This window comes from Ensifer sp. WSM1721, assembly GCF_000513895.2.
GTDB lineage: Bacteria > Pseudomonadota > Alphaproteobacteria > Rhizobiales > Rhizobiaceae > Sinorhizobium.
This window is the reverse complement of sequence record NZ_CP165782.1, coordinates 2,696,389-2,722,229: the sequence shown is the minus strand read 5'-3', so window position 1 is coordinate 2,722,229 and position 25,841 is coordinate 2,696,389. Positions and strand designations below refer to the sequence as shown.

General features: G+C 62.9%; 22 protein-coding genes and 1 other RNA gene. 12 read left to right on the top strand and 11 right to left on the bottom strand.

What is annotated here, in order from left to right; translation table 11 throughout:
* Positions 1-52 precede the first annotated feature (52 nt).
* A complete protein-coding gene (locus M728_RS13355; RefSeq protein ID WP_026620303.1) occupies positions 53-1,855 on the bottom strand; it encodes an ABC transporter transmembrane domain-containing protein in 1,803 nt (600 codons plus the stop codon).
* 201 nt (positions 1,856-2,056) lie between these two features.
* Here M728_RS13355 and rpmE point away from each other — a divergent pair, with 201 nt between their 5' ends.
* Positions 2,057-2,278 carry a 50S ribosomal protein L31 gene (gene rpmE, locus M728_RS13350; RefSeq protein ID WP_026616474.1) on the top strand — a complete coding sequence of 74 codons (222 nt, stop codon included), beginning with the start codon at positions 2,057-2,059 and terminating at the stop codon, positions 2,276-2,278.
* A 158-nt stretch (positions 2,279-2,436) separates the two neighbouring features.
* On the opposite strand, the gene M728_RS13345 is transcribed toward rpmE, so the two are convergent.
* The 3 genes from M728_RS13345 to M728_RS13335 all read right to left on the bottom strand — a co-directional run bounded on the left by M728_RS13345 (position 2,437) and on the right by M728_RS13335 (position 4,888).
* Positions 2,437-2,955, bottom strand: a complete 519-nt coding sequence (locus M728_RS13345; RefSeq protein WP_026620302.1) for a DUF1465 family protein — start codon at positions 2,953-2,955, stop codon at positions 2,437-2,439.
* Positions 2,956-3,411: 456 nt separating this feature from the next.
* Complete coding sequence (locus M728_RS13340; protein ID WP_026616472.1) at positions 3,412-3,600, bottom strand: DUF1192 domain-containing protein; 189 nt, start codon at positions 3,598-3,600, stop codon at positions 3,412-3,414.
* The gene (locus tag M728_RS13335; protein WP_026620301.1) at positions 3,587-4,888 is read right to left on the bottom strand and encodes an MFS transporter; all 1,302 of its coding nucleotides are present in this window, start codon (positions 4,886-4,888) and stop codon (positions 3,587-3,589) included. The genes M728_RS13340 and M728_RS13335 overlap by 14 nt, the downstream gene beginning before the upstream one ends.
* 172 nt (positions 4,889-5,060) lie before the next feature.
* On the opposite strand from M728_RS13335, the gene M728_RS13330 reads away from it, so the two are divergent.
* On the top strand, positions 5,061-5,219 hold the full coding sequence (locus M728_RS13330) for a hypothetical protein (protein WP_139015783.1): 159 nt from the start codon (positions 5,061-5,063) through the stop codon (positions 5,217-5,219).
* 179 nt (positions 5,220-5,398) lie between these two features.
* On the top strand, positions 5,399-7,291 hold the full coding sequence (locus M728_RS13325; RefSeq protein ID WP_245269690.1) for a tetratricopeptide repeat protein: 1,893 nt from the start codon (positions 5,399-5,401) through the stop codon (positions 7,289-7,291).
* A gap of 119 nt (positions 7,292-7,410) precedes the next feature.
* Here the strand turns inward: M728_RS13325 and M728_RS13320 are convergent, their stop codons facing one another.
* The 6 genes from M728_RS13320 to tkt form a co-directional block, all read right to left on the bottom strand.
* Positions 7,411-8,328, bottom strand: coding sequence for a PhzF family phenazine biosynthesis protein (locus M728_RS13320; RefSeq protein ID WP_026620299.1), 918 nt, complete (start codon positions 8,326-8,328; stop codon positions 7,411-7,413).
* Positions 8,329-8,495: 167 nt separating this feature from the next.
* Positions 8,496-9,521, bottom strand: coding sequence for a class I fructose-bisphosphate aldolase (locus M728_RS13315; RefSeq protein WP_026620298.1), 1,026 nt, complete (start codon positions 9,519-9,521; stop codon positions 8,496-8,498).
* 244 nt (positions 9,522-9,765) lie between these two features.
* Entirely contained in the window at positions 9,766-10,965 is a 1,200-nt protein-coding gene (gene pgk, locus M728_RS13310; protein WP_026620297.1) for a phosphoglycerate kinase, read from the bottom strand.
* Positions 10,965-11,555: a putative glycolipid-binding domain-containing protein gene (locus tag M728_RS13305; protein WP_026620296.1), complete on the bottom strand. Its 591-nt coding sequence runs from the start codon at positions 11,553-11,555 to the stop codon at positions 10,965-10,967. The genes pgk and M728_RS13305 overlap by 1 nt, the downstream gene beginning before the upstream one ends.
* A 5-nt stretch (positions 11,556-11,560) precedes the next feature.
* A complete protein-coding gene (gap, locus tag M728_RS13300) occupies positions 11,561-12,571 on the bottom strand; it encodes a type I glyceraldehyde-3-phosphate dehydrogenase (RefSeq protein ID WP_026620295.1) in 1,011 nt (336 codons plus the stop codon).
* A 68-nt stretch (positions 12,572-12,639) separates the two neighbouring features.
* Complete coding sequence (gene tkt / locus M728_RS13295; protein WP_026620294.1) at positions 12,640-14,622, bottom strand: transketolase; 1,983 nt, start codon at positions 14,620-14,622, stop codon at positions 12,640-12,642.
* Between the two features lie 398 nt (positions 14,623-15,020).
* Here tkt and M728_RS13290 point away from each other — a divergent pair, with 398 nt between their 5' ends.
* From M728_RS13290 to ssrS, 3 genes are all read left to right on the top strand, one after another.
* The gene (locus tag M728_RS13290) at positions 15,021-15,290 is read left to right on the top strand and encodes a DUF4164 domain-containing protein (protein WP_026616463.1); all 270 of its coding nucleotides are present in this window, start codon (positions 15,021-15,023) and stop codon (positions 15,288-15,290) included.
* 13 nt (positions 15,291-15,303) lie between these two features.
* A complete protein-coding gene (locus tag M728_RS13285) occupies positions 15,304-15,681 on the top strand; it encodes a cell division protein ZapA (RefSeq protein ID WP_026620293.1) in 378 nt (125 codons plus the stop codon).
* 94 nt (positions 15,682-15,775) lie between these two features.
* A non-coding RNA gene (gene ssrS, locus M728_RS13280) (6S RNA) lies at positions 15,776-15,933 on the top strand.
* A 210-nt stretch (positions 15,934-16,143) separates the two neighbouring features.
* Here ssrS and M728_RS13275 read toward each other — a convergent pair.
* Complete coding sequence (locus M728_RS13275; RefSeq protein WP_026620292.1) at positions 16,144-17,007, bottom strand: LysR family transcriptional regulator; 864 nt, start codon at positions 17,005-17,007, stop codon at positions 16,144-16,146.
* A gap of 664 nt (positions 17,008-17,671) precedes the next feature.
* Between M728_RS13275 and M728_RS13270 the strand changes: the two genes are divergently transcribed.
* The 6 genes from M728_RS13270 (at position 17,672) to M728_RS13245 (ending at position 25,744) form a co-directional block, all read left to right on the top strand.
* The gene (locus M728_RS13270) at positions 17,672-18,244 is read left to right on the top strand and encodes a 5-formyltetrahydrofolate cyclo-ligase (RefSeq protein ID WP_026620290.1); all 573 of its coding nucleotides are present in this window, start codon (positions 17,672-17,674) and stop codon (positions 18,242-18,244) included.
* A gap of 129 nt (positions 18,245-18,373) precedes the next feature.
* Positions 18,374-19,198, top strand: coding sequence for a TIGR00282 family metallophosphoesterase (locus tag M728_RS13265; protein WP_026620289.1), 825 nt, complete (start codon positions 18,374-18,376; stop codon positions 19,196-19,198).
* 288 nt (positions 19,199-19,486) lie between these two features.
* Positions 19,487-20,644, top strand: a complete 1,158-nt coding sequence (locus M728_RS13260) for an efflux RND transporter periplasmic adaptor subunit (RefSeq protein WP_026620288.1) — start codon at positions 19,487-19,489, stop codon at positions 20,642-20,644.
* The gene (locus M728_RS13255) at positions 20,641-23,817 is read left to right on the top strand and encodes an efflux RND transporter permease subunit (protein ID WP_026620287.1); all 3,177 of its coding nucleotides are present in this window, start codon (positions 20,641-20,643) and stop codon (positions 23,815-23,817) included. Before M728_RS13260 ends, M728_RS13255 begins: the two co-directional genes overlap by 4 nt.
* A gap of 236 nt (positions 23,818-24,053) precedes the next feature.
* Positions 24,054-24,890, top strand: coding sequence for an MBL fold metallo-hydrolase (locus tag M728_RS13250; RefSeq protein WP_026620286.1), 837 nt, complete (start codon positions 24,054-24,056; stop codon positions 24,888-24,890).
* A 107-nt stretch (positions 24,891-24,997) separates the two neighbouring features.
* Positions 24,998-25,744 carry a YebC/PmpR family DNA-binding transcriptional regulator gene (locus M728_RS13245; protein ID WP_026620285.1) on the top strand — a complete coding sequence of 249 codons (747 nt, stop codon included), beginning with the start codon at positions 24,998-25,000 and terminating at the stop codon, positions 25,742-25,744.
* Positions 25,745-25,841 lie beyond the last annotated feature (97 nt).

The following is a 25,841-nucleotide window of genomic DNA, read 5'->3' as shown; positions in this document are numbered from 1 at the left end:
AAAGCGCGTCACGCAAGAAAGGATTGATGCGGCGCGGCTTATATCGCCCGCATCAGTTCATGTTGGCGACAAACAGCGCTTCGGCGCCGTGATCGAACTGAAGCCGCGCCAGTTTCGCATAGAGGCCGCCCTGGCGGACCAGCGAGGCATGGGTGCCTTCCTCAACGATGCGGCCGTTCTCCATGACGAGGATGCGGTCCGCCTTCAGCACGGTCGCGAGCCGATGCGCGATGACGAGCGTAGTCCGCTCCCGCATCAAGCCGTCGAGGGCCGTCTGCACCAGAGTCTCGCTTTCGGCGTCGAGGGCCGACGTCGCCTCGTCGAGAAGAAGGATCGGAGCGTCTTTCAGGATTGCGCGCGCAATCGCGATGCGCTGCCGCTGACCGCCGGAAAGCGTCACGCCGCGCTCGCCCACAAGCGTGTCGTAGCCGCGATCGAGCTTGGCGATGAATTCATCGACCTGTGCCGCGGCGGCAGCCGCACGCACCGCCTCGCGGCTTGCGTCCGGCGCGCCGAAGGCGATGTTGTCGTGAACGGAGGCAGCGAAGATCGTCACGTCCTGAGGAACGATCGCGATCCGGTCGCGCAGGTCTTTCGGATCGACGGTTCGCACATCCGTTCCGTCGACACGGACGGTACCCTTCGCGGGATCGTAGTGGCGGAGCAGCATGGCAAAGACGGTGCTCTTGCCCGCGCCGGAGGGCCCGACGATCGCCACCGTCTCGCCCCGCTCGACCGCGAAGCTCAGGCCCCTGAGGCTCTTATAATCCGGCCGGGCGGGATAGGCGAAATGAACGTCGGTGAACTCGATCTCGCCCTTTGCCGGCTGGGGCATGGCGACCGGGTGCTCCGGCGCCCGGATCTCAGGCACCTCGGTCAACAGTTCGTTCAGGCGTTCGGCGGCGCCCGCTGCCTGCGAGAGCTCGCCCCAGACCTCCGAGAGCGCGCCGAGACTGCCGGCGGCAAAGACCGAATAGAGCAGGAACTGGCCGAGCGTGCCGGCGGAAAGCGCGCCTGCGAGCACGTCCCGCGCACCGAACCAGAGCACGGCGACGACGCTGCCGAAGACCATGGTGATGGCGAAAGCGGTGAGCACCGAGCGCGCCTTGGTGGCGGCTCGCGCGGCGCGATAGGCCTCCTCGACAGCGGTGCCGAAGCGTCCCTCCGCATTTCCTTCGCCGTTGAAGGCCTGCACCGTGCGGCTGGCTGCGATCGCCTCGCCGGCGTAGGCGGAGGCGGCGGCAAGCGTATCCTGCGCTTCGCGCGAGCGCCGACGTACGGAGCGGCCGAAGGCGACGAGCGGGAAGACGATGAGCGGGATTGCGGCAAGAACCAGGCTCGACAGCTTCGGGCTCGTATAGACCATCATGCCGATCGCGCCGAGACAGAGGATCAGGTTGCGCAACGCCACGGAAGCCGTTGCGCCGACCGCCGACTTGATCTGCGTCGTATCGGCAGTCAGCCGCGAGACGATCTCGCCCGACTGGTTGACGTCGAAGAAGGAAGCGGAAAGCTGCATGACGCGCGCGAAGACATCGCGCCTCAGATCGGCGACGACGCGCTCGCCGAGCGAGATGACGAAGTAGTAGCGGGCGGCGCTGGCGAGCGCGAGCACCACCGCCAGCACCATCAGCATGGAGAAATAGGTGTTGATGAAGCCGAAGTCGGAATTCGAGAAGCCGTGGTCGATCATCCGGCGAACGGCCATCGGCAATGTCAGCGTGGTGACGGCAGCAATGGTCAGCGAGATCACGGCTCCGACGACGAGGCGACGGTAACGCTTGAGGTAAGGCAGCACGGTTGCGAGCGGGCGAATGGACTTGCGCGCTGGCGGTTGCGTTTCTTGTTTCGGCACGTGACCCCCCGATCGCCCGCCACGGAGGCCTTGCGATAAGTCTTCCGAGCGGCACTTGTTATCCCGCAGACCTTCATGTATAGGCACGGCATCGAATTGGGAAGCCGCGGCCAAGAGCGGTCTGCGGCTTCATTTACGTGTTCGGTCCCAAAGTCGCAATGCCTTGCGACAATTGGACCCTGGAACTCTAGGAAGATCGTTATGAAGGCAGACATCCATCCCGACTACCACATGATCAAGGTGGTCATGACCGACGGCACCGAATACGAAACCCGCTCGACCTGGGGCGAGGAAGGTGCGACCATGAACCTGGAAATCGACCCGAAGTCGCATCCCGCATGGACCGGCGGCAATCAGCAGCTCGTCGACCGCGGCGGCCGCGTCTCCAAGTTCAAGAAGCGCTTCGAAGGCCTCGGCCTCTGATACACGCGCTTCATGGCGTTTTCTAAGCCCGGCATTGCCGGGCTTTTTTGTTGCCTGCTACGCCTGCATAACAACGGTTCGCTCGCTGCTTCCGCACTGTGCGCAAAAAAGCCCGGCGCATGGCCGGGCCCGAAGCCTAAAGACACGAGGCGTTGTGATTAGTTCGCCCCGAAGGCGGTCTGCAGCAGCTTGATCTGCGCCTTGACGCCGTTCTGGTTGTCCGGAACGAAGGCCGCGGCCTCCTGGGGCCGATAGATCTCGCGGTCGAGCAGCGCAACTCGGTTCTGCAGGCGCAGCGACCGCTCGATCAGGTCCCGGAACATCTCCGGGAGATCGTTCCAGCCGGGCGCGTTGCGGTCGACATTGAAGCTGTCGAGGCGGACCTTGCTCTTCTCCGACAGCACCTGGTCGCGGCTCATCTCGCCATTGTTGACGGCGCGCTGGAGGAGAAGCCAGGAGGCCATCTGCATCAGCCGCGTGGTCAGCCGCATCGACTCGGCAGCATAGAGGACGGAAGCCATGCGCGGCAGGGCCTTGGAGGCTGCGCGACCGGGACCATCGAGGTAGCTCGCCGTTTCCTCGACCAGGCCCATTCCATCAGCGTAAAGCGCCTTGAACTGCGCCGAAGACGCAGCGTGCCCCGCGAAGCTGACGGTGTTCAATCCTCTTTCGGACATGGCCTGTTTTCCCTGGTTCAACGCATCACGACGGTCAGGTAACGGGCGGCTCTGGGAAAAGTTTCCTGATGCCCCCCTCTTTGCTCGAAGAATGATCCCATACCGCATTCCGCGCAAGGGTATTCTTAAGAAAGGGTTAATCTCCACAATTCTTTGAATTTGCTGTGGCGAAATAAAAAAAGAGCCGCGCGAAGCGGCTCTCAAGGTAAAACAGGGAGAAAATCAGACCCATTCGCCAGTCGGTGAAAATGTCTGAGTCCGGAAGGAACCGGATGATCCGACAATCGCAGAAAATGCTTAATATGCGGTTAAGCCCCCGCCCATTTAAGGGCAGGTAACGTCGTCTTCTGCAGAACATCCTGCTCTGACGCGCAAACGCGGATGCAGCAAAAGATGCTTTGGATTCAGAGTTCTAGAAGCGTCCTCGCGTTCACATGGGCGCGCGCGTGGCTCCGGTCAACGGAAGAGGCCTTCGGCAGCCGAACGGCTCGCGGATTTGCGGGCGCGCTCGGCCTCTAGCCTTGTAATCTCCTCTCTCAGAAGCGCAATGCGTGCGTCCAGCTCGTCTACGGAGAGCAGCGAAAGATCGCTGCCAATCTCGTGGGCGGTCTTCTTCTTCGGTTGGTCGTCGTCAAACAGGCTCATTCGATCTCTCCTCCTCTTGCGGCTCGTCGATGGCATCCTCCCGCGGCTCCTCGAATGGTGCTGCGCGCGGCGAGAGCTGCAGGCTCTCCGGCGTCGTCGCGGTACCGGCATTGATCGGCGAGAAGGTTTCGCGTTCGGCAACGGGCACCGGCGCGCGACGGCGGCTGCGGACGATCGCGTAAGCGGTAATCAGCATATGCGCGCAGGCCGTGATCATGAAGAGGCCATAGGGTCCGGTTGCGCTCATCACCGGACCGCCGATCGTTGGGCCGATGATCGTGCCGATACCGTAGAGCAGCAAGAGCCCGCCCGACACCTTGACGAAATCCTCCGGCGTGGCGAAGTCGTTGGCGTGGGAGACGGCGATCGGGTAGAGCGCGTTGGCGGCGGCGCCGTAGATGGCGATCAGCGCCAGCACGATCCAGACCTGGCCGGGCTCGATGAGGAACAGCAAGAGACCTGCGAGCGCGCCAACCGCGGCGAGCGCAGCCAGGACGTAGCGTCGATCCATGCGGTCCGAGATGCGCCCGGCCGGCAATTGCATAACCGCCCCCGCGAAGATCGCCACGCTCATCATCGCTGCGACGGTGCTGTCGGAAAGTCCAGCCTGTCGACCGAAAACGGCGCCCAGCGTCCCGAAGGCGCCGTTGGCGATGCCGACGAGCAGGATGCCGAGGAAAGAAACCGGGGAGTTCCGGTAGAGGCCGCGGAGATCGAGCCGAACCTGTTTCAGGGGTTGTGGCGAAGCCGCCTTGGACAGGAGCGTCGGCAGCATCGCCACACAATAGAGAATGCCGCAGATCATGAAGAAGAAGGTGGTCGACGTCTCTCCGAAGGGGATCATCATCTGACCGCCGACAACGCCGAAGAGGGTGATGGCGATATAGAGCGAGAAGATCACGCCACGGCTCTCGTTCGTGGCGCGCTCGTTCAGCCAACTTTCGATGATCATCGATGTGCCCGCGGTGGAGAAGCCCGTCAGTGCGCGTAGCACCAGCCACCAAATGGGGTCGATCAGAATGCCCGTCAAAAGCGAAACAATTGCGATCAGGGCGGTGAAGACGCTGAAGGCGCGCACATGGCCGATGCGTTTGACGACGTTGGGTGCGAAGAAACAGCCAAGCACGAAGCCAGCAGCCCAAGATGTGCCGATCAGACCGAGTATGGTTGTCGGATAGCCTTCCGATGTCCCCCGTACGGGCAGGAGCAGGCCTTGCAGACCGTTTCCGAGAAAGAGGAATAGAGTACCAAGCAGGAGCGCGGTGACAGGAAGCAGGTTTTTTCTCATCATCAATCCGAAATCGTTCTGCCCAGGGCCAAGTTAGAGCGGAGGTGCCGCTTTACCAGGCGGAATCCAAGCACCCGGTCATTGCAAATCGGCGGCGAAAACAATAGCCCTCTATGCGACGAAAAGTGACGGCGGTATGACGCCACCAACGCGGGGTGGGAACTTTACGGAAATGAGCAGCAAGATATTGACGGTTCTCCTGCTGCTCGCCATGTGTGTCCAGCTCATCAAGCCACTCGGATATCCGGGCCTGCGGCAGCGCCGAGATTTCTGGAAAATTGCCGTCTTCGCGATCGTCGTGACGATGGTGACGGTGCTCGTCCGACCGTAACAGTCTACTACTGTAGATGGAAGCCGCTTCGCGCCTTCCTCTTTCCGCTCTCGCGTTCCGTCGGGTTCCTTCCGAAACAGCGCACTCTGCGAGGCATGGCTATGTTTGCATCCACGGTGCTGAAGTCTCCGCACGACATGTCGACAGGAAAAGGTTAAATTGCCGTGCTCGGCCACAAGATGAAAATCGAGGGTCTTTTGGAACGCCGCCTCACCGCCATTCTCGCTGCCGATGTCGTGGGTTACAGCCGTCTCATGGGGACGGATGAGGCTGGCACCTTGGCGGCGCTCAAGCGGCATCGCCGCGAGCTCCTGGAGCCGAAGATCGCCGAACACAAGGGACGCATCGTCAAGCTCGCCGGCGACAGCATGCTCGTCGAGTTTTCAAGCGTTGTGAACGCCGTCGCCTGCGCAGCCGCGATCCAGCGCGGCATGCTCGCCCGCAACGAAGGCCTGCCGAGGAGTCGGTACATCGAACTGAGGATCGGCATCCACCTCGGCGACGTGATCGTTGAAGACGGCGACATCTTCGGCGACGGCGTCAACGTGGCCGCGCGGCTCGAAGGGCTCGCCGATCCCTCCGGGATTGCGGTTTCCGCCTCGGTGCGCGATCACGTCGGCTCGAGGCTCGATGTCGGTTTCATCGACAAGGGCGAATACAGTCTGAAGAACATCGCGTCGACCATTCGCGTCTATACGGTATCCCTCGGCGACAACTCGGTCTCGAAACATGCGGAACCGTCTGATGTCAGCGTCGACCGCGGCTACGAATTGTCGATCGCCGTGCTTCCCTTCACCAATATGAGCCAGGATCCGGAACAGGAGTATTTCTCCGACGGCATTACCGAGGACATCATCACCGATCTGTCGAAGATTTCGCGCTTGCATGTCGTCGCCCGCAACACCGTCTTCACTTACAAAGGCAGGGCGGTGAAGGTGAAGCAGGCCGCCCACGAACTCGGCGTTCGCTTCATACTCGAAGGCAGTGTGCGCAAGGTGGGCGAGCGTGTGCGCATCACCGGCCAGCTCATCGACGCCCAAACCGGCGGCCATCTCTGGGCCGACCGCTACGATCGCGATCTGACCGATATCTTCGCGATACAGGACGAGATCACCCATGCGATCGTCGACCAGCTCAAGATAAAGCTCTTACCGGGGGAGAGGAAGGCGATCGAGAGCGATCCGACGACCTCGGTCGAGGCTTATACCTACTATCTCCGGGGCCGGCAGTTCTCGCGTACCTGGACCCGGTCCTACCTGCTGCTTGCGCGCCGGATGTTCCTCAAGGCCGTCGAACTCGACCCGAACTATGCCCGTGCCTATGCCGGCATAGCCGAATGCGAATGCGCGATCAGGGACTGGCACGAAAAGGACTTTCCGCTCGAGAGCATTCTCGAGATGAGTGCGCGAGCGCTGGCCCTCGATCCAAATCTGGCGGAAGCGCATGCCTCACGCGGACTGGCATTGAATCATGAGGGGCAAACGGAGGAGGCCGGCCGCGAATTCCGCCAGGCCTTAGCGCTCGATCCCTCGCTCTATGAGGCGAACTTGTACTATGGTCGCTTCCTGTTTGCGCAGGGGCGGTTCCAGGAGGCGATCGGATTCTTCGAGCGGGCGGCCGAGATCCGGCGGGACGACTATTTTTCGCCGATGCACCTGATGGGTTGCTATTTCTCCCTCGGCATGGACGCCGAGCGCCGGCGCTGGGCGCGGATCGGTATCGAGCGGGCGCAAAGGGCGCTGGAGCGGCATCCCGAGAATGCCAGCCCGGCCCATCGCGGTGCATTGGCGCTTGCGCATTTGGGCGAAGTCGAGCGCGCCAAGGAGTGGGTCGCTCGCGCGTTGGCGATCGACCCGGACGACGTGGTCGCGCAGTACAATGCGGCCTGCGTCTATTCGTTGCTTGGCGAGAGCGAGCGCGCGCTGGATCTGCTCGAGATCGTGTTGCCGCAGAGCTCCAGCTACCACCTCCTATGGTTCAACCAGGACGCCGACCTGGACGCCATTCGCGACCATCCTCGCTTCCGCGCGCTCCTCGACGCGCTCGGAGACGGCAAGTCCGGTACGCGCTGACGCAATCGGCTACTGCATCTTCCTTTAAATCCTAGTCGATTTAAGGGTGAGAATATGCAGCAAATTCAAAGTGCTACAGCGACGTTTGGGCGTCTGGTAAGGCGCGCGCTGTAGGCCGCTCAGAGCTCAATCTCGCCCCGCATGGCAGTCACGCAGTCGCCCGAGATGCTGACTTTGTGGACTGTGCCGTTCGTCTTGCTGACGTTGACGGCAATGAGGCTGCGGCGCCCCATCTCCACGCCCTGCTCGATGACGAGGTCGATTTCCGCGTCGGCCTCGGGAAGCAGCGACACGAGATAGGCACCGAGCGCGGCGGAAGCGCTGCCGGTCGCCGGATCCTCGATGACGTTGTCGAGCGGCGCGAACATGCGCGCCCTGATCTGCCAAGATTGCCCGGGCGTGCGGGCATAGAGAAACAGGCTGAAGCTGTCTTCGGCAAGCGGATAATGGGCATTCGCCCCTTCGAAGGCCGTGACGTTCGGGCGCGCTTTCGAGAGAGTATCGACATCCCTCACCTCTGCGACGGCGAAGGGGAGGCCGACGGAGACGCGCACGGGCGCGTGGGTCTGGTCAGCAAGATCGCCCGGGCGGAGCGAAGCGCAGGCGGCAATCGTCGTCGCATCGATGGCAGGACCGACGGCAAGTGCTTGCGGGGCGACGATCCGCGCACCCGTGACGATGCCATCGTTGCGGTGGAGGGCCACCTCGACCAGGCCGGCTCTTTCCTCAAACCGCAGTGCGTCGCCCAGCTCCCGCCCGAAGACTTCCTTCTGCCGGCCGAGCACGAAGGCGGTGCCGACATTCGGATGACCGGCAAAGGGCACCTCGATTGTCGGCGTGAAGATGCGCACGCGCGCAGTGTTCTCAGGATTTTCAGGCGGCAGTACGAAAGTGACTTCGGAATAACCGAATTCGGTGGCGATCGCCTGCATCTCACGGTCGCTCAATCCCCGCGCGTCGGGAATGACGGCGAGCTGGTTGCCGGCAAAACGCTTGGAGGTGAAGACGTCGACGGTGACGAAGGAGACGGTGTTCATGGGAGCCTCTGGTCAATCGGAGATGGCACAGATTTAGAGGCCCTGCCGGGCCGACCGGAACGGCGAACTTGTCCCCCTGACAATTAAAAGTGTCGGAAAAAATAGAAGGCCCGGCGACATTGCTGCCGCCGGGCCTTCTCTCCTCGCTCCCCTTAACTTCGGGCCGCTCAGGCGGCCTTTTCGAGATCCTTCTTCCAGCTTCCCTTGGCGGCGAGGCTGCACATCTTGGCGCGGTGCGTGAAGGCGCGCTGGCCGGCGGCGACATTTTCCGCCTTGCCCTTCCAGGCGTTGAGCGCCTCCTGCTGCAGGGCGCGGCCATAGGAGAAGGTGAGCTTCCAGGGCAGGTCGTGCGCCGTGTTCATCGCCGAGAGATGAGCGGTGGCTTCCTCCGTCGACTGGCCGCCGGAGAGGAAGGCGATGCCGGGGACGGCTGCCGGGACGGTGCGCTTCAGCACCCTGACGGTGCGCTCCGCGACTTCCTCGACCGAGGCCGTGCGCGCCTTCTTGCCGTCGATCACCATGCTCGGCTTCAGGATCATGCCCTCGAGCTTGACCCGCGCATCGCCGAGCTCCTCGAAGACGGTGCGCAGCACCCATTCGGTGACTTCTTCCGAGCGTTCGATCGAATGATCCCCGGGCGCGCCGTCCATCAGCACTTCCGGCTCGACGATCGGTACGATCTTCGCTTCCTGGCAGAGCGCGGCATAGCGGGCGAGCGCATGGGCGTTGGCCTTGATCGCGCCCCAGGTCGGAAGGGTGCCGGAGATGGCGATGACGCCGCGCCATTTGGCAAAGCGAGCGCCGGCCTCGTAGTACTTGGCGAGACGGGCGGCGAGCCCGTCGAGCCCTTCGGTGATCGTCTCGTTGGGGAAATGGGCCATCGGCTTGGCACCGGTGTCGACCTTGATGCCAGGAATCGAGTCCGACTTGCGGATGATATCGGCGAGCGGCGTCCCGTCGGCCGCCTTCTGGAACAGGGTTTCCTCATAGAGGATGACGCCGGAGATGTATTCGCGCATCGCCTCGTCCGAGCGCAGCAGCATCTCTCGATAGTCGCGGCGCGAAGTCTCGGTGGACTCCAGCCCGATGCTGTCGAAACGCTTCTTGATCGTTGCAGTCGACTCGTCGGCAGCGAGCAGGCCCCGGCCGTTGGCGACCATGGCAACCGCGATATCTTCCAGTCTTTCGCTCATCTTTTTCTCCCTACACACAGCGCCGAAAACCAGCGGAGCAGCGAATGAAACAGCCTGATCCGAGGCGCGAGAAACATCTTGCGCGCCGGAGGAACAAAGGCGCGATAACAGAAGATAATGTGCGGGAAAATGGCAGTAAAACGGGCTAAAACGATTTAAATAATTTTAATCGTTTGAAATGTCAGAATTATTTTTCGCCTCCCGGCCCGGCTCATCGATTTGCCCGGGCCGGGAGGCTGAAGCATTACTTCCGTTGGTGAAGAATATCGACGCCCGGCAGCGGCTTGCCCTCCATCCACTCAAGGAAGGCGCCGCCGGCGGTAGAGATATAGGTGAAATCCTCGGCGACCTCGGCGTGGTTGAGTGCGGCAACAGTATCGCCGCCGCCGGCGACGGAGACGAGCGAACCTGCCCTCGTGCGCGAGGCCGCATGCTTGGCGGCGGCCACCGTCGCCTTGTCGAAGGGCGCGATTTCGAAGGCGCCAAGCGGGCCGTTCCAGACGAGGGTCTCGGCACGCGAGATCCATTCATTGATGGCATCGATCGACTTCGAGCCGACGTCTAGCACCATGGCGTCGGCGGGGATTGCCTTGATGTCGACCACCTCATTGTCGGCGCCCGCCTTGAACTCGCGGGCGACGACGCCATCTTCCGGCAGCACGATCGCGCATCCGGCGGTCGACGCCGCAGCGAGGATCGACTTGGCGGTTTCCGCAAGCTCATGCTCGCAGAGCGACTTGCCGACATTAATTCCTTGTGCCGCAAGGAAGGTGTTGGCCATGCCGCCGCCGATGACGAGGGCGTCGACCTTCTTCACGAGGTTCTGCAGCAGGTCGATCTTGGTCGAGACCTTCGCACCGCCGACGATCGCGACGACCGGACGCTTCGGATTGCCGAGACCCTTTTCCAGCGCCTCGAGCTCCGCCTGCATGGTGCGGCCGGCATAGGCGGGGAGGTGATGTGCCAGGCCCTCGGTCGATGCATGGGCGCGATGGCCGGCCGAGAAGGCGTCATTGACGTAAATGTCGCCATTGGCGGCGAGCGCCGTGACGAAGGCCGGATCGTTCTTCTCCTCGCCCTTGTGGAAGCGGGTATTTTCGAGCAAGAGGACATCGCCGTCGTTGAGCTCGGCGATCGCATTGGCGGCCTTGTCGCCGATGCAGTCGGCCGCGAAGTGGACCCGCTGGTCGAGGATTTCCTCGACGGCCGGCGCGATCGCCATCAGAGACATGTCGGCGACCGGTTCACCCTTGGGGCGGCCAAAATGAGCGAGCAGGATGACCTTGGCACCCTTTTCGGAGAGCTCGCGGATGGTCGGCGCCACACGCTCGATGCGCGTAGTGTCGGTCACCTGACCGTCCTTGACCGGCACGTTGAGGTCGACGCGCACGAGCACGCGCTTTCCGGCGATGTCGGTCAGATCGTCGAGAGTCTTGAAAGTCATCACATAGTCTCCGGTGATAGTCTCTGGAAGAGAGTAGGGTAGTCGATGACAAGGCCGTCCGCGTCCACCGGCAGGTCGGCCGTGAAGCTCCGGTCTTCCGCCTCGTAGCGGTAGAGCTTGCCGTCCACGAGGCAGGTGTAATGCTGACCGTCGACCGTTGGCTCGAAACTGTCGAACGGCACATAGAGCATCTTAAGCTTGGCGGTTCCGGATTGCCGGACGAGGCCAAGGCGGCGGATCGGCAGCGCATTGGTGAAGGGCGTGCCGGCGAGATCTATGTCGACGCAGCCGTCAAATTCCGGCAGGGCCGTTCCGTCGCTTTTGCGCCAGTGGCCGTGCCCGTCGGACAGGAGGTGAAGCCTCTGTCCCGCGGTTGTTTCTATGAGAAAGGAAAAGACGCGCCAGCCGGCGTCGCAGTCGATGCGGTAGCGGACGCCATAGGCCAGGCCGCCACGCTCCCCGATAAGAACGCTTTCGGCGCGGATGGCCGCGCCGACGGGTGTGTCCGACGGTCGGACCGTCAGATGTTCGAGCCCTTCCCCTTCGAGCGGGCGCCAGCGCACCGTCGTTGAGGAAAGGGCCCGAAACATCGGTCTTAGAGGAGCTTGCCGAGGGCGACCGCCGTGTCCGCCATGCGGTTCGAGAAGCCCCACTCGTTGTCGTACCAGGACAGGATCGACACGAACTTGCCTTCCATCACCTTGGTCTGGTCCATGTGGAAGACCGAGGAATGCGGGTCATGGTTGAAGTCGACCGAGACGTTCGGCTGCAGCGTATAGCCGAGAACGCCCTTGAGCGGACCATCGGCGGCTGCCTTGATGGCGGCGTTGATCTCTTCCTTGGTGGTCTCGCGCTTGGCGACGAACTTCAGGTCGACGACCGAGACGTTCGGGGTCGGCACGCGCACGGAGATACCGTCGAGCTTGCCCTTGAGTTCCGGCAGCACGAGGCCGACCGCCTTGGCAGCGCCTGTCGAAGTCGGAATCATCGACAGCGCCGCGGCGCGCGCGCGGTAGAGGTCCTTGTGCATCTGGTCGAGCGACGGCTGGTCGTTGGTGTAGGAGTGAATCGTCGTCATCATGCCATGGTCAATGCCGATGGCGTCGTGCAGCACCTTGGCGACCGGCACCAGGCAGTTGGTCGTGCAGGATGCGTTGGAGATGACGAGGTGGTCCTTCGTCAGCTTGTCGTGGTTGACGCCGTAGACGACGGTCAGATCGGCGCCGTCCGCCGGTGCCGAGACGATGACGCGCTTGGCGCCGGCTTCCAGGTGGGCGGCCGCCTTGTCGCGAGCGGTGAAGATGCCCGTGCATTCCATCGCGATGTCGACGCCGAGTTCCTTGTGCGGCAGCTCGGCCGGGTTGCGGATCGCGGTCACCTTGATCGGCTTGCCATTGTTGATGACGATCGCGTCGCCGTCGACCTGCACGTCGGCCGGGAAGCGGCCGTGAATCGAATCGAAGCGCAGCAGGTGCGCATTGGTCTCGACCGGACCAAGATCGTTGATCGCGACGACTTCGATGTCCGTGCGGCCGGATTCGACGATGGCGCGGAGCACGTTGCGGCCGATGCGGCCGAAACCGTTGATGGCGACTTTCACTGTCATTTCGGGTCTCTCCCTGTCAGAACGGGTGGTCGGAAAGGAGGGCGTTCCGAGGACGCCCTCCGGCTTGATCAGGACAGTTTGGCTTCCGCGGCGGCCACGACCGCTTCCGGCGTAATGCCGAAATGCTTGTAAAGATCCTTATAGGGACCGGAAGCGCCGAAGCTCGACATGCCGATGAAGGTGCCATCGCTGCCGATGAAATGATCCCAGCCCTGGCGGACGCCGGCTTCCACGGCGATCTTGACCGGCGAGTCGCCGATGATCGCCTGCTGGTAATCCTCGCTCTGCTCGGCGAAGAGCTCGAAGCAGGGCACCGAGACAACGCGCGTCGAGATTCCCTTGGCGGTCAGCGTCTGGCAGGCCTTGACGGCGATTTCGACCTCAGAGCCGGTCGCGAAGATCGTCACCTGTGCGTCGCTTGCCGAGATCAGGTCGTAGGCGCCGCGGGCGCAGAGGTTCTGTTCCTCATATTCTGTGCGCACCGCCATCAGGTTCTGGCGGGTGAGCGCGATGCCGGAGGGGCGCTTGCGGTTCTCGAGGGCAAGCTGCCAGCATTCCGCGGTCTCCGTCGCGTCCGCCGGGCGGAACATCAGGAGGTTCGGGATGGCACGCAGCGCAGCCATGTGTTCGACCGGCTGGTGGGTCGGGCCGTCTTCGCCGAGGCCGATGGAATCGTGGGTCAAAACGTGGATGACGCGGATGCCCATCAGCGCGGCAAGCCGGATCGATGGACGGCAATAGTCCGAGAAGATCAAGAAGCCGCCGGAATAGGGAATGAGGCCGCCATGCAGCGCCATCCCGTTCATAGCGGCCGCCATGCCGTGTTCACGCACGCCGTAGTGAATATAGCGGCCGGAGAAATCGTCCGGGGTGATCGAATGGGTCTGGCTGGTCTTGGTGTTGTTTGAGCCGGTCAGGTCGGCAGAGCCGCCGATCGTTTCGGCGAGCACGCCGTTGATGACTTCGAGCGCGTCCTCGGAGGCCTTGCGGGTCGCCGGCGAAGGCTTGGTCTCGGCGAGCTTCTGCTTATAGGCGCTGATCGCCGAGCCGAGGCTGCCTTCGAGATCGCCTGCGAAGCGGCGGATGAACTGGGCCTTCTTCTCCGCCTCGGTGGCTTCGAGCCGCTCCTCCCATTCCTTGCGCGCCTTGACGGAGCGAAGGCCGGCGAGGCGCCATGCGTCGAGCACGTCGGAGGGGACGGCGAAGGCTTCTGCTTCCCAGCCGAGCGCGTTGCGGGTGGCGGCGATTTCCTCGGCGCCGAGCGGCGAGCCGTGAACCTTGTGCGTGCCCGCCTTGTTCGGCGCGCCGAAGCCGATCACGGTCTTGCAGGCGATCATGGTCGGCTTGTCGGATTTCTGGGCCTCCTCGATCGCGGCGGCGATCGCGTCGGGATCATGGCCGTCCACGGCGATCGTGTGCCACTTGCAGGCGCGGAAGCGGGCGTGCTGGTCGGTCGAGTCGGCAATCGAGATCGGGCCGTCGATCGAGATGTTGTTGTCGTCCCAGAAGACGATGAGCTTGTTGAGTTTCAAATGGCCGGCAAGCGCGATCGCCTCCTGGCTGATGCCCTCCATCAGGCAGCCGTCGCCGGCGATCACGTAGGTGTAGTGTTCCATCAGCTCGGCTCCGAACTCCTCGCGGAGCTTGCGCTCGGCGATCGCCATGCCGACGGCGTTGGCGATGCCCTGGCCGAGCGGGCCGGTGGTCGTCTCGATGCCGGCGGCGTGGCCATATTCCGGATGGCCGGCGGTGCGCGAGCCGAGCTGGCGGAAGTTCTTGATCTCGTCGACGGTGATGTCGTCGTAGCCGGTGAGATAGAGCAGTGAATAAAGCAGCATCGAGCCGTGGCCGGCCGACAGAACGAAACGGTCGCGGTTCGGCCAGGTGGGGTTCTTGGGGTCGAAGCTCAGGTAGCGCGTGAAGAGAACGGTGGCGATGTCGGCGGCACCCATCGGGAGGCCAGGGTGTCCGGAATTTGCTTTCTCGACGGCGTCCATGGAGAGGAAACGGATTGCATTTGCCATCCGGTCGTGTTTTTCGCGAGAGATCATGACTGTTCCGTTTGCGTTCGGTGGTCAGGGGACGGTCTCTATCCTCCAAAGACCGTATGAGAAGCGGCAGACACATAGCAGGTGCACGGGCTGAGTCAATAAATACGGGCCCTCCGCGACCAAATGCGGCGCCTCTCCCGGAGGCCTAAAAAACGGCGAGATCGCATCGCGCGGGAGATCGTCCGCGGACGGAATCGACGATCCACAGCTTCCGCTCGCCATTGTCGCGCTTGGCATTGTTGAGCCTTGCGTAATAGGTTTAAAAAGAAAAGGGCCGAAGCGGCGAATTTCCGGCGATTCGGCCTTTGGAGCGAGGCGCGTTCAGGCAAGGCGCAAGGGCTCCGGCACTTTGTTTTAGGGCAGAGCGAAGCTGCTTCCCTAGAGAGGTATCGGAAGACATGCCGGCAAAGACGGTCAAAGCGGCGATCGAGGAGTTGCGCAGCGCGGTTCAGTCACTTGAAATCGCGATCGACGGCCGCTTCGACAAGGAAAAGGACGTGAGTGAGTTCGAAGGCGAGGTGCGGCGGGTCAATGAGGACCGGTCGCGGCTGGCACAGGAACTCGACCAGTCCCAGTTCCGCGCCAACCGGCTGGAAGAGGTCAATCGCGAGGTGTCCCGCCGTCTGGTGACGGCGATGGAGACCATTCGGGCGGTTCTGGATCGCTGAGGGTTCTAAAAGCATGGCGCAGGTGACGGTGACGATCGACGGCAAGGCCTACCGGATGGCCTGCGAAGAAGGGCAGGAAGACCACCTCAGCGACCTCGCCGCGCGGTTCGATCAATATGTCGGCCATCTCAAGGCTCAGTTCGGTGAAATCGGCGACCTCAGGCTGACGGTGATGGCGGGCATCATGGTCATGGACGAGTTAAGCGAGATCGATCGGCGGCTGAAGAGCCTCGAAACCGAGGTCGATAATTTGAAGAGAGGCCGCGACACCGCGCTTTCCGATCAGGCGCGAAGCGAAGAGGCGCTCGCCTCGGCGCTTGCCGAGGTAACGGCGCAGATCCACGGCATTACCGCCAAGCTGAACGGCCGTCCAGCCGCGCCCTCGAACTGAAGCTTCGGCCAGGCCCGGCAGCGAAATCGAAAATTCGAGCGGTTGCGCCCGGTCGCGCTCTGGCGAAAAGCTTCGGGACGTCCTATATCTGCGACGCGGTCTGCGCTTCCCGACAGGAACCACAATCCCCGGGGCCATACACGATCTCAAGGGAGCTGTCCCTGGCCGAACTCGTGGGTTCGGACATACGGCGCCCACCTACCTAGTAGGCGCCCGGGATCGTAAACAATCCATCGGTCGTGTGGATCGCACTCCTTTCTTTTTGTGGGAAAAGACCCCTCCCCAACCCCTCCCCACAGGTGGGAGGGGCAAGCGCCCGTTGCGACCACCTGGCATTTTCGACAGCCGCATCAAGCGCGAACGTAGCGGAGGGCGGTGACGGTTGCGGCCAGGATAGCCCCTCCCACCTGTGGGGAGGGGTTGGGGAGGGGCGATCTTGCTACGGTGTTCGCGCTCGCTCTCTCACCCTGCTCCAAAGGCGCGGCGGATGGCGTCGGCCATCGCGTCGACTGTCGCCGATCGCTCCTCCCGCCTCGTGCGCAGCACGACGTTCGACATGTCGATGATGCCGAAGCCGTCCTCTTCGGTGAGTTCGCGGCAGCCGGGCGGTATGGCGCTGCGCGATAGCGGAGCGATGGCTAGGCCCGAAACGACGGCGGCGATCAGGCCGCTGCTCGTGCGGCTGACATAGGCGACACGGCTTTCCATGCGACGTTTCTTCAGGCTCCGCATGGCGAGGTCATCGCACCAACCCCCTTCGTAGTAGGTGTAGGTGGCGACCGGTACCGGTCGCCGCTCGTGCGTGCCGTGCTGGTCGGAAGTGGCCCAGACGGTGGGGTCCACCATCAGGACCTCGTTCCTCGTTCGGCCGCCCGGCTCGAACACGACCGCGATGTCAATTTCGCCGGCTTCGAGCGACGCCAGATTGGACATCGAATGTCCCTGCTGCACCGTCACCTCGACGTTCGGGTGAATTGCTGCGAATGAGCCGAGCGCTTTTGGCAGAGTGGAGTTTACGTATTCCTCCGGTATTCCGATCCGAACCGTGCCGGCCAATGCAGGCAGGCGCATGGCCGCGGCCGTGTCATCGAGTAGGGCGACGATGCGCCGGGCGTTATCGACGAGGCGCCGGCCTTGTGCCGTCAGAACCACGCCGCGCGAATGGCGCTCGAAAAGCGGCAAGCCGATGAGATCCTCGAGTTTCCTGACCTGCATGCTGACGGCCGATTGCGTGCGCCGTACCGTGTCGGCAGCCCGCGTGAGATTGCCGGTGTCGGCAACTGCCAGAAAGGTTCTGAGCAGGTCGCTGTCGAGTGGGAGTGACATCGGTCAGCCATAAGGAAATCTGATAATAGCCATGTTTGCAATTCGTTTGTCGCATGTCAACGGAAGGCGGAAGATCGACGGTGTCGCGTCCTTGTCGAGGTTTCCGCCATGCCTGTTCTGGTCGCCCCCGCACCTCCGATAGCCGAACGATCCTCACTGCCTGCGACCACGCTTGCGCATTGGCGGCTGTGGCTTGCCACCTACGCGCAATGGAAAATCGTCCGTCGCCGCGGCGATCCGCGCTTGCTCGCGGATGCCGGCCTCACGCATCCGCATTGCCTTGCGCGCGAAGAATGCCGGCGCCGGAGCGAAGCGGTCCGGCATTTTTATTGGATGCTATGAAATCAGCTCAAGCCGGCAGCGCGGAAGACCGTTTCGGTGAGCTCCTTTGCCCCAAGCTTGCGCATCACCTCCGCCAATATTCGTCTAATTCTTTGAAACCATGAACGTATTTGCATGTACGCGGCCGCCTGCGACGTGGAGCTGCGACGGCTAATGAACGCAGCGCTGACGCAGTGCCGATTTGGCGGCGATGCAAAAGACTTGTCGCGAAAGGTTGCAAAAGCGGCGGCGACATGGTTCCAGCTAACGGGTTTCTTGCGTATGGCATGGCGGAAAGGCGGCGTCGTTGCGGCAGCGCCGGTCTGCCGGGAAGGGCGTTTGGATGTCACCGAAGGATTTGAAGGCAGCGTTGAGGAAGGAACGTCTGGCGCTTCGCGACGCGATACCGGCGGAAGCACGGATCGAGGCAAGCCTCGCCATGGCCGATCATGCGGCCGACATCATCGCGCTCGATCCCGGCCACCTCGTTTCGGGCTTCTGGCCGATCCGATCCGAGGCGGATATCCGGCCCCTGATGGTGCGTCTCAGGGATCGTGGAGCCCGGCTCTGCCTGCCGGTGATCATGGACAAGAGAACGATCGTGTTCCGCGAATTGGTCGACGGCATTGCCGTGGTCGAAACGGGCTTCGGAACGACCGGTCCAGGTCCCGAGGCGCCGGAGGTCGACCCCGACATCATGCTCGTGCCGCTCTCGGCCTTCGATGCGGCCGGGCACCGCATCGGCTACGGCGCCGGCTATTACGACCGGGCGATCGACCGGCTGCGCAGCAAAGGCCACATGCCGCGTCTGATCGGGATTGCATTCGACTGCCAGGAAGTGGCATCAGTGCCGGCCGAACCGCATGACGTGGCGCTGGACGCGGTATTGACGGAGAGCGGTTTTCGGCATTTTTGAGCAGGATGAGTTAGAGCATAATGAATTGTGCGGTCCGCCCGCATCGCGCTCTAACCCAACTGGAATTGATCACGCCGACCTCGGATCGATTTGACCGAAGTCATCATGATCCAATCGGGATTGAGCAGCATGCGACTTATGTTTCTGGGAGATATGGTTGGCAGGACGGGCCGCATGGCGGTCTGGGAGCGCCTCCCGGGACTGGTCAGCGACTTGAAGCTCGATTTCGTCATCGTCAACGGCGAGAACGCCGCCGGCGGTTTCGGTATCACCGAGGACATATTTCTGGAGACGATCAGCGCGGGCGCCGACGTGGTGACGACCGGCAACCATGTCTGGGACCAGAAGGAGGCCGTGACCTTCTGCGAGCGCCACGATCAGTTCCTGCGCCCGGCAAACTATCCGGCCGGAACACCGGGCCGGGGATCGAACCTCTATTTCGCCCGCAACGGCGCCCGCGTGCTGGTCGCGAACGTCATGGGCCGGGTCTTCATGCACCCGGAACTCGACGATCCTTTCAAATGCGCCGAGGCGATCCTCGAGGCCTGCCCGCTCGGCGAGCAGGCGGATGCCATCGTGTTCGACTTCCACGCCGAGGCAACGAGCGAGAAGCAATGCTTCGGCCATTTCGTCGACGGCCGCGCCAGCTTCGTTGTCGGCACGCACACGCATGTGCCGACCGCCGATCATCAGATATTGAGCGGCGGCACCGCCTATATCAGCGATGCCGGCATGTGCGGCGACTACGATTCCTCGCTTGGCATGGAGAAGGAGGAGCCGCTCAATCGCTTCATCTCGAAAATGCCCAAGGGCCGTTTCGAGGCGGCCTCGGGCCCGGCCACGATCTGCGGCGTGGGCGTCGAGATTTCCGATCGGACCGGGCTTGCGGAGAAGATCGCACCGCTGCGGCTCGGCCCCCGTCTTGCCGAGACGCTTCCGCAATTCTGGGTCTGATCGCCGCCTACCCCTGCGGCCGTGCCTTTGCTCGACCCACGTTAAAGCGGCGCGACATATCGCTTTTGCACGATTGTCTTTTTTCAAGTTTCATGGGTGACAGTTCTCCCAAATGGTGGCAGGTTAGCTCGCAAAATGAGAGCCGCATGACGTGCGGCCGCTGTCGCAAGTTCTCATGACGTAGTGCCACCGGGGCCCGAGTGCTCTGGACGAAAATGTCGCCGCGGCAACTATAAGGTCCCATCCACGTGCCGGGCGATCTTGATATCAGGTGCCTGGAGAGCGTGTATGTTGCGAAAGTGGTGTCTGCCGGCTATCGCCGCCATTTCCATTTCTTTTTTCATGTCGATGCCCGCCGGCGCGCAGGACGCGCAACTGCCGACGGTGACCGTCGCCAAACCGGTTGTGCGCGACGTCATCGATGCCGACGAGTTCATCGGCCGCTTCGAGGCGGTCGACGAGGTTTCGATACGCTCACGCGTCGGCGGCTATCTCGATCAGGTCTTCTTCACCGATGGTGCGATGGTGAAGAAGGGCGACAAGCTCTTCGTCATCGACCAGCGGCCGTTCCGCACCGCTCTCTCCCAGGCGGAAGCCTCGCTTGAGGCAGCGCGGTCGACACTCGATTTCGCCGAGACGACGTTCAAGCGAACGGAGTCGCTCGCCGGAAGCGGTACGCTTTCGGTATCTAGGCTCGACGACGATCGCCGGGCGCTGCTCGCGGCGCAGGCGAACGTGCGCGGCGCGGAAGCGGCCGTCGAGCGGGCCAAGCTCGATCTCGAATATACGACCATCACTGCGCCGCTCAGCGGCCGCGTCGACCGGCGGCTGATCTCGCCGGGCAATCTCGTCCAGGCGGATCAGACGGTCCTGACGACGATCGTCTCGCTTGATCCGATCGACTTCTATTTCGACGTCGACGAGCGCCGCCTGCTTTCCTATGCTCGAACCGCGCGCGAGCGCGGCAGTGCCTTGCAGGAGGGCGCGGGATCGCTCTCGGTGCTTGTCACGATCGCAGACGCCACCGAACGGCCCTTCGAAGGCAAGCTAGATTTCGCGGAAAACCGTGTGGACAACCAGACGGGCACGATGCGGGTGCGCGCCCGCTTCGCGAACCCCAATTTCATCTTGCAGCCCGGCCTCTTCGGGCGGGTGGAGGTCGAGGGCTCGAACACCTATCGGGCGGTCCTCGTCCCAGACGAGGCGATCGCTGCCGACCAGAACGAGCGCATCGTCTATGCGGTCGGCGAGGACGGCAGCGTAATGACCAAGCCCGTGCGGCTCGGACCGCGGCTCCACGGTTATCGCGTCATCCGCAGCGGGTTGACAGGCGACGAGACGATAATCGTCAACGGCCTCGTGCGGGTCAGGCCCGGTGTCAAGGTCAAGCCCGAGCTCGTCGTGCTGCCGCAGGAAGCGGCGCAAGCGGCGGAGAACGCCCAATGAGATTCGCGCATTTCTTCGTCGATCGGCCGATTTTCGCGTCGGTACTTTCGATCGTGCTGCTGATCGTCGGCGGCATCGCCTACTTCCAGCTTCCGGTGGCGCAATATCCGGAAATCGCGCCGCCCACCATCGTCGTGCGCGCCTCCTATCCGGGCGCGGATGCCGAGACGATCGCCAATACCGTCGCCACCCCGCTCGAGCAGGAGATCAACGGCGTCGAGAACATGCTGTACATGTCGTCCTATTCGACGGCCGACGGCTCGATGGCGCTGACAATCACCTTCAAGCTCGGCACGAACCTCGACCAGGCGCAGGTCCTAGTGCAGAATCGCGTCTCGGTCGCCGAGCCGCGGCTGCCGGAGGAAGTCCGGCGCATCGGCGTCACGACGACGAAGAGTTCGCCGGACCTGATGATGGTCGTCCATCTGCTGTCGCCAAACGATCGCTACGACCAGCTCTATGTCTCCAACTACGCCCGCACGCGCATCCGCGACATTCTTGTCCGGCTCGACGGCGTCGGCGACGTCACGCTGTTCGGCGAGCGCGAATACGCCTTGCGCGTCTGGCTCGACCCACAGAAACTCTCTGCCTACGGCATGACCGCAGGCGACGTCGTCGACGCGCTGCGCGAACAGAACGTCCAGGTTTCGGGAGGCTCCATCGGTGGCCCGCCGATGTCCGGCGACGAAGCCTTCCAATACACGGTGAGGACCGACGGCCGGTTCAGCGACGCCCGGCAGTTCCGCTACGTGATCGTAAAGGCTACCGAAGACGGCAGGCTGGTGCAGTTGCAGGATGTCGCTCGCGTCGAGCTCGGCGCCCGCGAATACGTCACCAACAGCTACCTGAACGGCAGCCCGGCGGTCGCGCTCGGTATCTTCTCCCGTCCCGGCACCAACGCGCTTGCGGCGGCCGAGGCGATCCAGGCGACGATGGCGGACCTTTCAAGGGATTTCCCCGAGGGACTCGAACACAGGATCATTTACAACCCCACCGAATTCATCTCGGAATCGATCAACGAGGTCTACAAGACGATCGGCGAGGCCGCGATCCTCGTCGCCCTCGTCGTGATCGTCTTCCTGCAGTCCTGGCGTACGGCGATCATTCCGATCGTCGCCATTCCCGTTTCTCTCGTCGGCACCTTCGCGCTGCTCTATGCCTTCGGCTTTTCGCTGAACATGCTGACGCTCTTCGGCCTGGTGCTGGCGATCGGCATCGTTGTTGATGACGCGATCGTCGTCGTCGAGAATGTCGAGCGCAACCTGGAGCGTGGCATGACGCCTAAAGAGGCGGCGCATGTGACGATGGACGAGGTGGGCGCGGCGGTCGTAGCGATTTCCCTCGTTCTGACCGCCGTCTTCGTGCCGACTGCCTTCATTCCGGGAATCGCCGGCCAGTTCTACCTGCAGTTCGCCGTAACGATCGCGGTGGCGACAGTGATCTCCGCGATCAACTCGCTGACGCTCTCGCCGGCGCTTGCGGCCGTTCTCCTGCGCCCGCACGACAATCACGAGCATGAGAGCCGCAATCCGCTGACGCGGCTCGGTCGCGGCTTCGCCAATGGCTTCAACCGTGGCTTCGACCGCATGGCCGATGGTTACGCATGGGCGGTGCGCCACCTCGTCACGACGACAATGGCGATCGTTGCGTCTCTCGTCGTCTTCGTCGCCCTGCTCGGGGCCACTGCCTATATGGCGCAGATCGTGCCCCGGGGCTTCATACCGCAGATGGACCAGGGCTACGCCATCGTCGTCATCCAGCTCCCGGAAGGTTCCTCGCTCGCGCGGACGGACGCGGTCGTGCGGCGGGCGTCCGAGATGGTTCGGGAGGTGCCGGGTGTCCGGGATGCGGTCGCCTTCGCGGGCTTCAGTGGCGCCACCTTCACCAATGCGTCCAACGCCGGCGTCATCTTCACGCCCTTCGACAGTTTCGAGGAGCGGCTCAAGAACAATCAGAGCGCCACGCAGATCGTCGGTCAGATATTCGGTGCGATGCAGAGCATCCAGGAAGCCTTCATCATCGCCGTGCCGCCGCCCTCCGTTCGCGGCATAGGCAATGCGGGCGGCTTCAAGATGCAGATCATGGACCGCCAGAGCGCCGACATGCGGCGCGTCCTCGGGCTCGCCTTCCAGATGATGGGTGCGGCCAACCAAACCGAGGGGCTCACGGGCGTATTCACCACCTTCTCGGCGTCGAGCCCGCAATTCTTCCTGGCGATCGACCGCGACAAGGCGCGGGCGCTGAACGTGCCGATCCCGAACATTTTCGAGACGCTCTCGATCAATCTCGGAACGTCTTACGTCAACGACTTCAACGCGTTCGGCCGCGTCTACCAGGTGCGTGCCCAGGCCGACCAACAGTACCGCGTTGAACGGGACGACATCCTCGCGCTGAAAGTGCGTTCCGCCTCCGGGGCGCTGGTGCCGCTCGGAACGCTTGTCGAGATCCGCGATACGAGCGGCCCGGCGCTTGTCCAGCGCTACAACATGTACGTCTCCGTACCCCTGCAGGGGAATCCGGCGCCCGGTGTCTCGACCGGCACGGCGCTCGACAAGATGGAGGCGCTGGCCGGCCAGATCCTGCCGCAGGGCACGACCTTCGAATGGACGGAACTCGCCTTGCAGGAGCGCCAGACCGGCAACACCGCCGTCTTCATTTTCGCGCTGTCGGTGATCTTCGTGTTCCTGGCGCTGGCCGCGCAATATGAAAGCTGGGTGCTGCCGCTGGCGATCATCCTGATCGTCCCGCTTGCGGTTCTCGCAGCTCTGCTCGGCGTCTCGCTTCGCGGCTTCGACAACAACGTGCTGACGCAGATCGGGCTCATCGTGCTGATCGGCCTTGCCGCCAAGAACGCGATCCTGATCGTCGAATTTGCCCGCCAGGGCGAAGAAGAAGGCAAGACGCCGGTCGAAGCGGCGATTGAAGCGAGCCGTCTCAGGCTTCGCCCGATCCTGATGACCGCCTTCGCCTTCATCCTCGGCGTCGTGCCGCTGGTGATCGCGACGGGACCCGGCGCCGAAATGCGCCAGTCGCTCGGCACCGCCGTCTTCTCCGGCATGCTCGGCGTCACGTTCCTCGGCCTGTTCCTGACGCCGGTCTTCTACGTCGCGCTGCGGTCGCTGCGCCGGAAGCGGGCCCCGGCGGCCGAGCCGGCGGCTGCGGCGGGAGAGTGACGCCGGACGGATTTGCGCTTGCAATGACGCGATTGTGAGCGGCTGTCAGCCGTTTGGCGCTGGACGGGATCACCAGCTTGAATGATCCTGCCTGCCGCTCGATCACGATGATTTCGGCCTCCAATCGATCCGAAATCATTGTGATCGTTTCTCATGAATTTGAGATGCGGGATGCGGGCGGAGGACCGCTTACACTTTACCTCATCCCGCGCCCGATAGCGTGTGAGAGGTGAAGGATGCTGCTGCGATACCTTGCCTACACCCTGGCCTTAATCTGGCTGATCCATGCGTTCTGGCCGGAACCGGTGCATGCCCAACAGCAACCAGCCCCAGTCAGCCAATGCCAGACGATTGCCGAAGCCATGCCGGCGGCGACCTTCGTCGGTTTCGCGGCGCCACCTGCGGCCACGCCCGCTGCGGCGGCAGCAGGAGAAGAGGTGAGCATCACCTTTCTCGGCCACTCGACGTTCCTGATCGAAACGCCCGGCGGCGTCTCGATCGCCACCGATTACAACGGCTGGTTTCGGACCGCAGCGCCGCCGACCGTGGTGACGATGAACAAGGCCCATTCCAGTCACTATACCCTGGCGCCGGACCCGGCGATCCGTCATGTGCTGCATGGCTGGGGCGAGGACGGCGAGCCGGCCCGCCATGACCTCGTCGTCGGCGACACCTATATCCGTAACGTGACGACGGATATCCGTTCCGGCTTCGACGGTATGGAGCCCAACGGCAATTCAATCTTCATCTTCGAGGTTGCCGGGCTCTGCATTGGCCATCTCGGTCATCTGCACTACGAACTCGACGACAGCCACTATCGCCAAATCGGGCGACTCGATGTGCTGATGGTGCCGGTCGACGGTGGCTTGACCATGGGTGCCGAGAGCATGAGCCGCGTCGTCTCCCGGCTGCGCGCCGCGCTGATCCTGCCGATGCACCGGCCGTTGACCAACGCCTTTCTAGCCATGTTCGGCGACGACTTCGACAAGAGCTTTGCCACCGGACCGACGGTCAAGGTCTCTCTGCGCTCGCTGCCGAGCAAGCCGCTGATCTACGTTCTCCAGGGCGTGTGAAGGCCGCCTTTTCGTTTTTCGAAAAGAAAAGGCTCTGCTGGACGGACAGCGGCAATGAAACTATAAGGCGCCCCATCCCAATAAATTCAATGCATGCAGAGGGCGCCATGGCTGGCCATTCACAGTTCAAGAACATCATGCACCGCAAGGGCCGTCAGGATGCGGTGCGCTCCAAAATGTTTTCCAAGCTCGCGCGCGAAATCACCGTTGCCGCAAAGACTGGCCTGCCCGACCCGACCATGAACCCGCGCCTGCGCCTGGCGATCCAGAACGCCAAGGCGCAATCCATGCCGAAGGACAATATCGAACGCGCGATCAAGAAGGCTTCCGGTGGTGACGCGGAGAACTACGAGGAAGTCCGCTACGAGGGCTACGGGCCGGGCGGCGTCGCCGTTATCGTCGAGGCGCTGACCGACAACCGCAACCGCACCGCCTCCAACGTCCGCTCCATCTTCACCAAGGCGGGCGGAGCGCTTGGCGAAACCGGCTCGGTCTCCTTCTCCTTCGACCGCGTCGGCGAAATCACCTACAAGCTCTCCGCCGGCGATGCCGACAAGGTGATGGAAGCCGCGATCGACGCGGGTGCGGACGACGTCGAGACGGACGAGGAGAGCCACACCATCATCTGCGGTTTCGAGGATATCGGCGAGGTCTCTAAGGCGCTCGAAGGCACGCTCGGGGAAGCGGAGACCGTCAAGGCGATCTGGAAGCCGCAGAACACCGTGCCGGTGGATGAGGAAAAGGCACAGTCGCTGATGAAGCTCATCGACAACCTCGAAGACGACGACGACGTCCAGAACGTCTATTCGAATTTCGAAGTTTCCGAGGAAGTGCTGGCAAAGCTTTCGGCCTGATCAGACTACAGTAGCGGGGAACCCGAGAACACGGCTTGATACCCCCTCTGCCCTGCCGGGCAGAGGGGGTGCGCCCAAGCGGACTACCCATATTCGT